This is a genomic window from Aeromonas sp. R7-4 (assembly GCF_040908055.1).
GTDB classification, from domain to species: domain Bacteria; phylum Pseudomonadota; class Gammaproteobacteria; order Enterobacterales; family Aeromonadaceae; genus Aeromonas; species Aeromonas sanarellii.
Map to the genome: position 1 here is coordinate 21,525 of NZ_JBFODA010000051.1, position 12,780 is coordinate 34,304.

At 66.4% G+C, this 12,780-nt stretch carries 12 protein-coding genes; 1 reads left to right on the forward strand and 11 read right to left on the reverse strand.

The window, feature by feature from the left end:
• Positions 1-9: 9 nt before the first annotated feature.
• The 4 genes from ycfP to AB5Y72_RS13600 form a co-directional block, all read right to left on the reverse strand.
• A complete protein-coding gene (ycfP, locus tag AB5Y72_RS13585) occupies positions 10-549 on the reverse strand; it encodes an alpha/beta hydrolase YcfP (RefSeq protein WP_010674358.1) in 540 nt (179 codons plus the stop codon).
• A gap of 185 nt (positions 550-734) precedes the next feature.
• The gene (locus tag AB5Y72_RS13590; protein ID WP_325783145.1) at positions 735-2,543 is read right to left on the reverse strand and encodes a M3 family oligoendopeptidase; all 1,809 of its coding nucleotides are present in this window, start codon (positions 2,541-2,543) and stop codon (positions 735-737) included.
• Between the two features lie 80 nt (positions 2,544-2,623).
• Positions 2,624-4,414, reverse strand: coding sequence for a M3 family oligoendopeptidase (locus AB5Y72_RS13595; RefSeq protein ID WP_325783146.1), 1,791 nt, complete (start codon positions 4,412-4,414; stop codon positions 2,624-2,626).
• A gap of 171 nt (positions 4,415-4,585) precedes the next feature.
• Entirely contained in the window at positions 4,586-5,500 is a 915-nt protein-coding gene (locus tag AB5Y72_RS13600; protein ID WP_325783147.1) for a DUF808 domain-containing protein, read from the reverse strand.
• 265 nt (positions 5,501-5,765) lie between these two features.
• On the opposite strand from AB5Y72_RS13600, the gene AB5Y72_RS13605 reads away from it, so the two are divergent.
• Complete coding sequence (locus AB5Y72_RS13605; protein ID WP_325783148.1) at positions 5,766-6,368, forward strand: DUF924 family protein; 603 nt, start codon at positions 5,766-5,768, stop codon at positions 6,366-6,368.
• A gap of 66 nt (positions 6,369-6,434) precedes the next feature.
• Here the strand turns inward: AB5Y72_RS13605 and secF are convergent, their stop codons facing one another.
• From secF to AB5Y72_RS13640, 7 genes are all read right to left on the reverse strand, one after another.
• A complete protein-coding gene (gene secF / locus AB5Y72_RS13610; protein ID WP_325783149.1) occupies positions 6,435-7,349 on the reverse strand; it encodes a protein translocase subunit SecF in 915 nt (304 codons plus the stop codon).
• A gap of 109 nt (positions 7,350-7,458) precedes the next feature.
• The gene (secD, locus tag AB5Y72_RS13615; RefSeq protein WP_325783150.1) at positions 7,459-9,261 is read right to left on the reverse strand and encodes a protein translocase subunit SecD; all 1,803 of its coding nucleotides are present in this window, start codon (positions 9,259-9,261) and stop codon (positions 7,459-7,461) included.
• 146 nt (positions 9,262-9,407) lie between these two features.
• A complete protein-coding gene (locus AB5Y72_RS13620; protein WP_042075203.1) occupies positions 9,408-9,875 on the reverse strand; it encodes a hypothetical protein in 468 nt (155 codons plus the stop codon).
• A 108-nt stretch (positions 9,876-9,983) separates the two neighbouring features.
• Positions 9,984-10,844, reverse strand: a complete 861-nt coding sequence (locus tag AB5Y72_RS13625) for a DUF6279 family lipoprotein (protein WP_042075201.1) — start codon at positions 10,842-10,844, stop codon at positions 9,984-9,986.
• A 50-nt stretch (positions 10,845-10,894) separates the two neighbouring features.
• Positions 10,895-11,755 carry a phosphotransferase gene (locus AB5Y72_RS13630; RefSeq protein ID WP_325783152.1) on the reverse strand — a complete coding sequence of 287 codons (861 nt, stop codon included), beginning with the start codon at positions 11,753-11,755 and terminating at the stop codon, positions 10,895-10,897.
• Positions 11,745-12,341 (reverse strand): penicillin-binding protein activator LpoB, encoded by a 597-nt coding sequence (gene lpoB, locus AB5Y72_RS13635; protein ID WP_325783153.1) that lies wholly within the window; start codon positions 12,339-12,341, stop codon positions 11,745-11,747. Before lpoB ends, AB5Y72_RS13630 begins: the two co-directional genes overlap by 11 nt.
• On the reverse strand, positions 12,341-12,739 hold the full coding sequence (locus AB5Y72_RS13640; RefSeq protein WP_325783154.1) for a YcfL family protein: 399 nt from the start codon (positions 12,737-12,739) through the stop codon (positions 12,341-12,343). Before AB5Y72_RS13640 ends, lpoB begins: the two co-directional genes overlap by 1 nt.
• Positions 12,740-12,780 lie beyond the last annotated feature (41 nt).

The following is a 12,780-nucleotide window of genomic DNA, read 5'->3' on the forward strand; positions in this document are numbered from 1 at the left end:
CGTGATGGCTCAGGCTTCTTTGAAGGCCTTCATCCGTTGCAGATGGTGCGAGATGTTCTTGAACTTATGGGTCTCGCGCTCATCCCATACGATGTCGTAATAGTTCTTCAATTCACGTTCAGTGTCCCGATTATCGCGGATTTCATCCTGAACGGAAAGGATGCACAGGCAGTTTCCTGAATTTTTATTACGAAATTCGGTTACACACTTGGTGCCGATGTCCTCGTACTCCTCCGGCCTGTCGATCTTGCCCTGCATGTTCTCTTCCGGGTGCAGATTGGGGTTGAAGATCACCTGCTTGATGCCGCACAGAAACCCGATCCGCTCGCTCCAGTAGCCGCCGAGCCCCACGCCGCAGATGAGGGGCTTGGGGTCCGTGCTCATGTCGAGCTGTTTCTTCACTTCCTTGAGCAGGTGGCTCATGTCGTGGCGGGGGTGAACCGTGCTGTAGTGCACGAAGCGCACATCATCATCGATAAACTGCAACTGCAGCACTTTTTCATGATTGCCGGGGCTGGTGGCATCGAAGCCATGCAGATAGATGATCATGGACAAGACCTCAAAAACTGTGTCGGTTCTATCGAAACTACCCCAGCGGCGGGGCCTTGCGCCACCAAAACATCTGACTTTCTTGCTTTGGATCACGCCCGCCCGGGCCGGAAAACCGCGGGACAGAACCCTTTGCCCCGCCATGCCCCTGCAAGGAACATGGCGGGAACCGGGTCTGTCGTGACTCAGCCGCCGCTTTGGGCGAAGCGCTCCACCGCGCCGGCCACCAGGGCCAGGCTCCCCTGCCAGAAGGCGCTCTGGCGAATGTCCTGCCCCAGGTGTTTCTCCACCAGCGCCTCGGCGCTCATGCGGCCGGTGTCCCGCAGCAGGGCGCGATAGGCCCCGGCTACGTTCTCCTCCCCCGCCGCCTGGCGGCCCATCAACTGCTGATAGACCCCGAGGCTGAACAGATAGCCAAAGAGATAGGGGTAGTTGTAAAAGCCGAAGCCCGCGATGGAGAAGTGCGCCTTGGCGGCCCAGAACATAGGGTGATAGCGGCTGAGGCTCTTTTCATACCAGCGTCCCCAGGCCTCGTCGGTCAGCGCCTTGAGCCGCGCCGGCGAGACATAGCCCGACTCGCGCTCGGCCACCAGGGCGCGCTCGAAGTCGAAGCGGGCCGGGATGTTGACCAGGAAGGTGGCGGCGCCGTCGGCCTCCGCCCAGGCGATGGCAAGGCGCTCCTCGGGGCTCTGCGCCTGCTCGAACAGGGCGCTGCGCACCAGGGTCTCGGCGAAGATGGAGGCGGTCTCGGCGAGCGTCATGGGGTAGCTGCGCTGGCTCATGGGCAAGTCTCGGATGAGCCAGTTGTGCCAGGCGTGCCCCAGCTCGTGGGCCAGCGTGATGACGTTGTCCATGGTGCCCGCATAGGTGATGAAGACCCGCGGCTCCACCGGCTCGGCAAACTTGGTGCAATAGGCACCGGTGCGCCGGTTCGGGGTGGGGGCGGCATCGATCCAGCCGCGCTCGGCCATCATGCGGGCAAAGTCACCCATCTCGGGGTCGAAGCGGGCGAAGGCCTCGGCGATGATCCCGATCGCCTCCTCGAAGGGGATCTCCCGGCGGCTGGCGGCGGGGGGCGGCGCAAACAGATCCTCGGGCCCCAGCACCTCGAGGCCGAGGCGCCCGGCCATCAACCCCAGGGCCCGCTGGCCCAGGTGGCGGGCCTGCCAGGTCTCCTCCATCAGGGTATCCAGGGTCGCCCGCTCGATATGGCTCTGGTGGCAGGAGAGATCCAGGGCATCGAGGGTCCGAACCTTGCCGCGCTGGCGCGAGAGCTCCAGGCGCCAGCCGTTGAGGGCGTTGAGGATGGCGGCCACCGTCTCCTGCTCCCCCTCCCAACCGGCGCTGATGGCATCGAAGGCCTCTTTGCGCAGGGCCCGATCCGGGCTGGAGAGCAGGTTGCTCGCCTCTGCCAGCCCCATCTCGCGGCCGTCGATCACCAACCGGATCTTGCCCACCAGATCGTTGTAGAGGTTGCCCCAGGCGTGCAGGCCGTCGGTGCCCAGGCCGATGACCAGTTGCTCCGCCTCCACCGGCAGGCGCTGATCCTGCAATCGGCGCTCATGGCGCAGCCGGTACGCCTCCTCCCCCAGCAGGGGATCGGCCATCAGCTGCTCAAACTCGGGCGCAGGTAGCGCCAGCATCAGATCGTCGATGGGGGCAAGCGTCTTGAACAGATCGGCGTTGAGGGCGCGGGCGCGGGAGGCCTGCTGCTTGGCCAGCCCGTCCCGGGCATCCTGGCTCCCCTTGCAGGCCGCCAGCACGGCGATGTTCCAGCCGATGTCGCGAATGCGCCGGGCCCGCAGGCGCACTTCCCGCAGGAAGTCCTGCAGGGCCGGCAGGCTGGTTTGCGCCTGCGCCAGCCCCTCGATAAAGCCGCCAAGCTCCGCCAGGCTGGCGCGGGCCAGGCTCATGTCCGCCTCCAGCACGCTGCTGTCGAGGGAGGGGTAGATATGCTCATTTTGCCACTGCTGTGGGTAGACTCGTTGTTGCATCGAACGCTCATCGTCAGGGACGGGCCAGGCCCGTCGTGAAACCGGGGTGACCCGAGGGCCACGAACTTCGCGGGCTGGCCTCACACCAGCCGCTCGAGGCGCTCCACCGCCTCTTCCACATAACGCAGGCTCTCCTGCCAGAACCCGGGCGCACGGATGTCGACCCCCAGGTGCTTCTCCACCAGCGCCTCGGCGCTCATGCGGCCGGTATCTTGCAGCAGGGCGCGATAGGCGGGGACAAACGCCCGCCCGGCCCGCGCCTGCTGGGCATAGAGCCCCAGGCTGAAGAGATAGCCAAACAGATAGGGGTAGTTGTAGAACCCGGACTCGGCGATGGAGAAATGGCCCTTGCTGGCCCAGAACAGCTCGTCATACTGGCTGAGGGCGTCACCATACCACTGCTGCTGCGCCGATTTCATCATCTCCCGCAGCTGGCCCGCACCCACATACCCCTGCTCCCGCGCCGCCACCAGGACCCGCTCGAAGGTGAACCGGGCGGGGATGTCGAGCAGCAGGCTCGCAGCCCGCTCCCCGTCCAGCCAGGCGATGGCCCGGCGCTGCTCCACCTTGTCGGTGGCGGCCAGCAGGGCGTCGCGCACCAGGGTCTCGGCAAAGAGGGAGGCGGTCTCCGCCAGCGTCCTGGGGTAGTCGCGCTGCTCCAGGGGCAGGTCTCGCAAGAGCCAGCTGTGCCAGGCGTGGCCCAGCTCGTGGGCCAGGGTGATGACGTTGTCCATGGTCCCCTCGAAGGTGAGGAAGACACGCGGCTCCGGCGGGTCGGCATACTCGGTGCTGTAGGCGCCACTGCGTCTGTGGTCGCTCGGGGCGGCATCTATCCAGCCCCGATCCGCCATCATGCGGGCGAAGGCCCCCATCTCGGGATCGAAGGCCGCAAAGGCCTCCACCACCAGATTCAGCGCCTGCTCGAAGCTCATCCTGCCTTGCACGGCGAGCGGGGCCGGGGCATAGAGATCCCAGGGGGCAAAATCGGTGATCTGCCGGGCACAGGCCATGGCCCGCAGGGCGCGGCGCCCCAGCGCCTTGTGCTCGTCGGCCGCCGCCATCAGGGTCTCCAGGGTGGCGCCCGTGAGGTGCTCCTGATGGCAGGAGACCGCCAGGGCATCCAGCCTGCCTCCCCTGCCGCGCTGACGGACGATCTCGTTGCGCCAGCCGTTGATGGCGTTGAGGATGGCGGCCACCGTCTCCTGCTCCGCGGCCCAGGCGGTCTGGATGGCGTGCCAGGCGGCGGCGCGGCGTGCCCTGTCCGGGTGGGCGAGCAGGTTGTCCGCCTGGGCCAGCCCCATGGGAACCCCCTCCACCACCGGCATCAGCCGGCCCACCAGGTTGTCGTAGAGATCCCCCCACCCCTGCAGGCCGTCCACCGCCAGCCCCTCGATGAGCTGCTCGCTCTCGAGCGACAGCCACTGATCCTGCTGCGCCCTGTCGTGATGGATGTGGTAGGCCAGCTCGAACAGCTCGGGATCCTGCAGCAGGGTGCGCACCAGCGCCTCGGGGGCACGCACCCAGAACAGGGCCACCGGCTTGCAGCGCTGGGCCAGGGTCGCCTGCAGTTGCTGGCCCCGGGAAAGCAGCACCCTGGCGGCCTCGTCGCGACCGTCCCGGCTGAGGCGGTTGTAGCCATAGGTCTGGCTGTTCCAGGCCAGGGTCTTCACCCCATTGGCCTGGCGTCGGATGGCCCGCAGCAGGTGGCGCAGGGCGTTGGGGTCAGGGATGGGGTGAGCGGGATCCGGCAGGTCAGCCAGCAGGGCGTCGAGCCCGGTGAGGGCGCGGGCGGCCTGCGAGAAAGCGGCGTCGATGGCCGTATCGTCGGGGGCGGCATAGATGTGATCATCCTGCCAAACGGGTGGTTTCATGGTTGTCCTTGTCTGTTTGCGTCCATATCGGGGCCCCGCCTCTGCGGGCGGGTGACAGCCCGGATAGTACGAAGGGGGCCAGGCACTTGCCTAGCCCCCATTCGAGGCAACCGGAATCACGAGGAAGGCGCGGTGCGACGGCCCCTGTCGGCTGCCCCGCACAACAACGCCTTACTTGGCGGGTTTGAGCTTGCTCACCAGGGTCATGGCCAGCACCAGCAGCAGGCCAGCCAGCACCCCCACCAGGGCGTTCAGCAGGGTCGGCGTCACCAGGGCGAGGGCCGCCCCCATGCCGGGCAGGGAGGCGACAGCCGCCGCGGCCCCCTCGATCAGGTGGTGGACGAAGGGCCAGCCGTGGACCAGGATGCCGCCGCCGACCATGAACATGGCGATGGTGCCGACCAGGGCCAGCAGGTGCATCAGGCGCGGCGCCGTGACCAGCAGACCTCGCCCCAGGGCGCGGCGCAGGGCACTGGCATCGGGGGCCTGCAGCAGGTGCAGGCCGATGTCGTCCAGCTTGACGATGAGCCCCACCAGGCCGTAGACGCCTATGGTCATCAGCAGGGCGATGCCCGCCACCACGGCGATCTGCAGCCCCAGGCTCGACCCCTGTACGGTGCCGAGGGCGATGACGATGATCTCGGCGGAGAGGATGAAGTCGGTGCGGATGGCCCCCTTGATCTTCTGCTGCTCGAAGGCCGCCAGATCGTCGGGGATGGGGACGGCCTGGGACTCCTCTCCGGCCTCATGGGGCAGGAACTTGTGCGCCAGCTTCTCGGCCCCCTCGAAACAGAGGTAAGCGCCCCCCAGCATCAGCAGCGGAGTGATGAGCCAGGGCACCAGGGCGCTGATGGCGATGGCGGCAGGCACCAGGATGAGCTTGTTGCGAAACGATCCCTTGGCCACCGCCCACACCACGGGCAGCTCCCGCTCGGCCCGCACCCCGGAGACCTGCTCCGCGTTGAGGGCGAGATCGTCCCCCAGCACCCCGGCGGTCTTCTTCGCTGCCATCTTGGTCATCAGCGCCACGTCATCGAGCACGCTGGCAATATCGTCGAGCAGGGCCAACAAACTGGTTCCGGCCATATCAGAGAATCCTTAAGTCAGTGGAAGAGAGCTTCCCGAAGCACACCGCGCCCTTGTTGGCCACGACCTTGGTCATCAGCACCACGTCGCCCGGCACGCTGGCAATATCACCCGGCAGGACCGGCAAGGGTTCCGGCCGAAGGGGGATCCCTATTTCGGGAAAAGATGGCACAGTGTAACGGGAAGCCACCATGTCGGCAGCCCCCCATGGCAGGGTTCCCCTGCCCCATGTTCACTTCAAGGCCCCGGGCCCGAGGAGTTTTCCATGCAACCCTGGCAACCTCTGATCGATTTCTGGTTTGGTGACGATGCCGATGACGCCCGCCGTGCGGCGCGCCAGGCCCCCCTCTGGTGGGGCAAGAGCAGCGAGACCGACGCCCTGCTGGCCCGACGCTTCGGCGAGCTGGCGGCCAGTGCCGCGGCGGGCGAGCTCGCCCACTGGGCGGATCACCCCGCGGGCCGCCTGGGGCTCATCCTGCTGCTCGACCAGTTGCCGCGAAACCTCCATCGCGGCACCCCCGCCGCCTTCGCCCAGGACGACAAGGCGCGGGCTCTGTGCCTCAAGGGGCTGTCGTTCGGGGCGGACAGGGGGCTCTCGCCGCTGGCCCGGGTCTTCTTCTATCTGCCCCTCGAGCATGCGGAGTCCCGGGAACAGCAGGCCAGAAGCGTGGCCCTGTTCGAGGCGCTGGCCGCCGAGCAGGCACAGGGCCCGGCCCGGGAGACCTTCGAGGGGTTCGCCGACTTCGCCCGCCGCCATCAGGTCATCATCCAGCACTTTGGCCGCTTCCCCCACCGCAACGCCATCCTGGGGCGCGAGAGCACCCCGGAGGAGGTGGCATTTCTGCGCCAGCCGGGCTCCGGCTTCTGAGCCGCGCGGCCAGACGTGCATAAAAAAACGGGCCTTAGGGCCCGTTTCTCATGGCTTGGCCTGCGGTCATGCCGCCTCTGCCAGCTCCTCTTCCTGTTTCTGGTAGGCCTGGGGGGAGAGTCCCAGCAGCTCCTGCACGGTGGAGGCCACCGTGATGGAGGAGAGTGTCCCCACCAGGATGCCGGCGAACAGGGTGAAGGAGAAGCCGTAGAGTGCGTCGCCGCCGAACAGGAGCAGGGCCCCCACGGTGAAGAGGGTGGTGCCCGAGGTGATCATGGTGCGGCTGAAAGTGGCCTTGATGGCCACGTCCGAGCACTCGTGGATCCCCATGGGGGTACGCGACCCCAGCAAGTCCCGCAACCGGTCCGAAATGACGATGCTGTCGTTGAGGGAGTAGCCTATCACCGCCATCAGGCCCGCGATGACGTTGAGGTCGAACTCGATGTCAAAGAGCGCGAGCAGCCCGATGGCCACCAGACCGTCGTGCAGCACCGACACCAGGATGCCGATGGCCTGGCGCCACTCGAAGCGCACCGCCAGGTAGGCGGAGATGGCGAGCGAGGCCACCAGCACCGCCAGCATCCCCTGCTGGAACAGCTCCGCGCCCACCTGGGGCCCGACGATGGTGGTGCGCAAGAGCTCCACCGGCAGGGCGAGTTGCTGCCCCAGCATGGTCGCCAGATCCTCCGCCGCCCAGGGCAGCTCGTGGGGGGGCAGCTTGATGAGCCACTCGCCGGGCACACCGGCGCCGTGCAGCTCCACCACCCCCGCTAGGGGCGCCGTCATCAGGGCGTTGAGCTCATGGGCCTCCTTCAGGGTCTGGATGCGAAACTCCAGCAGGATCCCGCCGGTGAAATCGAGCCCGAGGGCGAGCCCTTTTGTCGCAAGGACGGCCACGCAGGCCAGGGTCAGCAGCACGGAGGCCCACAGCCCGATATAGCGCCAGCGGGTCAGCCCCATGGCCAGGATCATTCTCAGCATTGTTCTTCCCTCGACGTCAGGTGGTTCAGGCTTCCCGGCAGGAAGCGGTCGGTGCGCAGGTCATGCAGACTCACGGGCGCGGCATCATGGTGATGAAGTCGGTTCATGGTCATACCCTCAGCAGCTTGGCGCGGCTGTTGCCCCACAGGGGGTTGATGATGGCGCGGGTGCCCCAGATGCCGGTCACCATGCTGGAGATGAGCCCCAGGATCAGGGTGATGGAGAAGCCCTGCAGCGGCCCGGAGCCGATGGCATAGAGCACCACGGCGCAGATCAGGGTGGTGATGTTGGCATCGAAGATGGTGCGAAACGCCGAGCGGTAGCCAAAGTCGATGGCGTTGGCAAGGCTTCCCCCCTCCCGCAGCCGGTCCTTGATCCGCTCGAAGATGAGCACATGGGTATCCACCGCCATGCCCACGGTGAGCACCAGACCGGCGATCCCCGGCAGGGTCAGCACGGCCCCCGGCAGCACCGCCAGCATCCCCACCTGCATCAGGAGGTTGGCGACCAGCGCCGTGATGGCGACCCAGCCGAACTTGCGATACCAGGCCATCATGAACAGCATCATGCCCGCCATGCCGAACGCCAGAGCGGTGAAACCCGCCTCGATGTTCTGCAGACCCAGAGTCGGGCCAATGCTGCGCTCCTCCAGGATCTTCAGTGGCGCGGTGAGGGCGCCGGCCCGCAGCAGCATGGCGAGTTCCTGGGCCTCTGGCAGGCTGCCAATCCCGGTGATGCGGAACTGGTTGCCAAGGGCGGTCTGGATGGTGGCGACGTTGATCACCTCGCTGCGGGCGCGCAGCTTGCCCTCGGCGTTGGTCTTGTACTCGGTGAAGACGGTGGCCATGGGCTTGCCCACGTGCTGGCGGCTGAACTGGTTCATCTTGCTCCCCCCCAGGGTGTCGAGCACTATGTTGACCTGGGGCTGCCCCATCTCCCCCATGTTGGCGCGGGCATCGACGATGTGCTCGCCGCTCAGCACCGGCTGGCGGGCCAGTCCCACCGACTGGCCGTTGCGATCCGCCATCACGAAGCGGCTGTCGGCCTTGGCTTCATAGAAGGCCAGGGACGCGGTGGCGCCGATCACCTCTTTCGCCTGCCTGGGGTTGTGCACCCCCGGCAGCTCGATGCGGATGCCGTCCTGCCCCTGGCGCACCACCGAGGCCTCGACGATGCCGAGCTCGTTGATCCGTTTTTTCAGGATCGACAGGTTCTGGGTCACGGCGTTGTTCACCAGCAGGGTGCGTTCAGATTCGCTCAGCACCAGGGTCAGCGCGTTGCCGGAGCGGGTCAGGGTCCACTGATCCTGGCGGGTACCGGCGCTCTCCTTGATGATGGCGAGCCAGGCCTCCTGCCCCGCCACGTCGGGCAGGGTGACGGCCACGCTCCCCTGGGCGGTGCGCATCACGCTGGCACCGCGCAGGTTTGCCTCGCGAAAGCGGGTGCGCAGGGTATCCACCAGGTTCTTGGTCTGGTTGTCGATGACGAAATCCACGTCCACCCCGATCAGCAGCTGGGAGCCGCCGCGCAGGTCCAGCCCGAGCTTGATGGGGTCGGCGCCGAGCCGACTGATCCAGGTCGGGGCGTTGGAGTAGAACTCCAGGGTGAGGGCGGCGCTGTCCAGCCCCTGCTGCTCCAGCAACTGCTTGGCCAGTTGCTGCTCCCCCTGGCTGGCGAACACCAGCTCCATCCGATTGCCCTGGGCGACCTGCTTGAGCGGCTCGATGCGGTTGTCGGCCAGCAGGGTGCGCTGCGCGTCGCTCAGGCGCGACTGACCGTGCAGGCCGAGGGAGGGCTGCTCACCGAAGAAGGTGGGCAGGGAATAGAACGCGAAGGTGACCAGCATCAGCAGCAGCAGGGCGTACTGCCACAGGCTCATGCGGTTCAGGACGGTATGACTCTTTTTTCTCATGAAATCGGCCTCTGTCAGGCGATGGCAGGGGGCGACGCGACGTCGCACCGTGCAAAAAATGAAACAAGACAGCCTAGCCGTTCACTGAAGGTGAACAGCAACAGAGAGAAGATGAGGCAACAGGTGGCAAGCTGACCCCATCGGGATCAGGCGAGGAAGCTCTGGGCGAAGCGATACTGCAGATGTCGGCGCTGCAAGCGCCGCTGATGAAGGGTGGCAAACCTGTCGCGGAAACTGGTGCGGGGATACGACAGGGCGGCATAGAGCAGCAGGCCGCACAACAACAGCAGGATGGCCTGCTGGGACCAGCTCGTCACCAGCTCGTAGACTACGCTGCCAGGCTGATGATCGCGACTCAGGGAGTGCTCGAGGCGCAGCAGGTGATTCTGGTGGGAACCGACGAACTTGACGATGCCGTCGTCACTGCCGCTGACACCGTGGGCCGCCGGGCTTGCGTCGGCAGGCGCCGCCCCCTCCGCCAGCGAGTGGGCCTGCTGGGCCGAGGGCTGGGACGCGGGAACCCTGAGCCCCTCCACCGAGAGGGTAGAGAACAACAGAGCGAGGGTGATGAGCAGGGTCATCGCCGCCAGTTTCACGTTGTCGGTCAGGCTCAAAAAGTTAATTCCCACACAATAGAAAGGGCAAGCTACCACAGCCTGCCCCACAAGAACAAGGGCGGCAGGCCCGAAGGCCCGCCGCCCTTGCGCTCTGGTCCCTCGCCCTCAGCGGCTGCGGGTCATGCCCTCGAAGTCCTCGGCATAGTCCTTGAGCAGGGTATAGAGATGGGCCCGCTGGGAGAGATCCATGGACTGGCTGAGATCGCTCAGCCACTGGATGGTGCGCTGGCGTGACTGGTCCGTATAGCCGGTGAAGCGACCGTCCATCAGGCCGTCCCCCTGCTGCAGCAGCCGGGTCAGCTCCTGGCCGAAATTCGGACTCTGGCGCTGCTTCATCAGCCGGTCCAGCTCCTTGGTCCAGGCCTCCTGGAAATCGAGCCAGGGGGCCATCATCTCGTATTGCCACTCGGCCCACTGGTTGACGAGGGGCGCCTGGGCCGGTTTCACCTTGCCAATCCAGAACACCAGGCGCTCGTTCATCTTCTCCCGAAAGCCCTTGATCATCTCGGCCTTCGACTCGGTGGCAAAATCGTGCTGGCGCTCCTGCTGGCGCTTAACCCGATCGGCCATGAAATGCGCCACCTGGTCGTCGGTCAGGGTCTTGGCGAGGCGCACCGTGCGGGGAATGGCGTTCTCCAGGGTGCGGGTCAGGCTCGCCTGGGTTCTGTCCAGGTGCAGGGTGACCTGGGCCGGGGTCATGGGGCTGGCCACCGCCCTGGCCAGGGCATCGAGATCCCGGGCGTAGAGGGGCAGCTCATGCTGCCGGTGCCAGGCCATCAGCCCCTTCACCTCCTGATCCAGCAGGGTCTTCTGGCTGCGGTTCAGGGAGAAGTAGTCGTCCAGTTGCCAGACGATGGCCGAGTCGAGCCAGTAGTAGATCACCCGGGTGGCGCAACCCGTCAGCAGCAGGCAGAGCAGCAGCAGGCTCCAGCTACGAGGTTGACGCCATGAGAATGTGGTCACCATGCATGCCTCCCATTCATTGAAAACAAGCGTCAGTCATGCCGTTGCCGGATTCATTCCAGGCGCTGGCGGTTCGTGTCGATGAGGGCCTGATACTCGGGCCCGGGTTGCCGCTCGGCCATCAGCAGCGCCCACAGCAGGCCGATGTAATCGACCCATGGCAGGAAGGCATCGGCCTGAAATCCCTTGGCATTGAGCAGCTTATGCGTTCCCATGCCTTCAAGATAGCAGCTCTCCAACTGACGCCGCTGCTCTTCGCTCCAGCCATGGGTGCGCTGAATGCTGGCGAGCTCGAAGCCGGGATGACCGGCGGCGCCGTACTCCCAGTCGATGACCCAGGGCCGAGATCCCAACAAGTTAGCCGGATTGAGATCGTGATGGCAAGGGAGCCAGCAATCGTCCGGCTCCCGGCTCGCGAGCAGGGCCCGCTCCAGTGCCGGCAGCCAGGCCGGCACCCGGGCCAGACGGGCGCGATAGCCGGCGCTGTGGGCCCGCACCGCCATCACCACCTTGGGCACCGGCAAGCGGTGCAGGCGCCCCAGCACCCCGGCCAGCAGGGCGGGCTGCGCCTCGGGCGCGGGCGGCTGCTCAGCCCAGTTCGGCTCGTCGCACCACGCCAGCAGCATCAGGCCGCTGGCGGGATCGCCGTGATGGCAGGGCAGTGCCAGCCCCTGCCCCACGGCCCCCTGATAGAGCCGCCACTCGGTGGCGCGATCGATGCCGAGGCGCACCGGATCCGGGTGGCCGCGGCGCAGGAAGGCGCACTCTCCCGAGGGGAGGCTGAGCCGGTAGTTGCCGTTGGTCAGGCCGCTCGCCAGCGGCTCAAGGCGCCCCTGGTGCCAGGGGGCCGGCAGGCTGGCGAGCAGCGCCAGCTCCGCCAGGTCCCCCTGCCCGCGCGGGTCCTCACCAGCCAAAGGTGGAGGTCTTCGCCTGCTTGCGGATCTCTTTCTGATCGGCCCACAGCAGTTCGCCGTTCTCCAGATCCATCAGGTTCATGGTCATCTGGTAGTAGACGTCCTTCACCTTGCCGTTGTCCTTGACGATGCTGGCGAGGTTGCCATAGACCATGTAGCGGGCGCCGGTCTGCTTGCCGAGCCGCACCATGGAGGCGGGATCCACCATGCCGCTGCTCTGCTGGTACTCGAGCTGCTGCTTGACCGCGCTCACCTTGCTCATGTCGACGAAGCGGAACTTGCCGGCGCGCAGCAGCTTGGTGCGGATAGTGTCCGTGATGGCCTCGGTGTCGATGTGCTCCGAGGTCTTGTTGCGGATGGAGTCCATGAACATCACCGGGCGGCCCCCTGCGGTGATTTCGCTGGTCGCCGGTGAGGCCAGCATGGAGTCCGCCATCTTGTCGGCGATGGCCTGCAGGTCGCTTGAGCCGTAATCCACGGTGACCGTCTCGGTCTCGGTGGGATCGCCATAGCTGACTGTGGTGCTGGAGCAGCCGCCCAGCAGCAGGGCGCCGGTCAATATCAGCAGGGCATGGTTCATTCTCATCAGTTCGATTCCTCAATCACTTCGCGTACGTAAATCCGGTAGCCCCGGGCGGCCGGACTCGGCGCCAGGGCGGACAGGGTGCGGGTCTGGTAGCCGTGCAGCTTGATGGGGGTCCAGCCGCGGCCATCGCTGGCCACCTCCTGCCCGGCGTCATCATACCAATAGAACAGGTATTGCAGCTTGTTGTCGCCGCGCTGGGTGCTGGCGGCCGCCACGTTGACCTGCAGCAGGCCGTTTTGCTGGCGGCGGCTCAGCTCGGTCAGGGTGACGTTGACGTCCTGATGCTGCTCCGCCACCGCCGCCGCCCCGGGCGCGCCATAGAGCGCCACGCCGGAGGTATTGGTGGCGCAGCCCGCCAGCAGCAGTACCAGCCCGAGGGCCAAGCCATGTGCTTTCATCTTGTTCTCCTTGCCGGTGGCCGAGGGGCCGAACCGGTCAG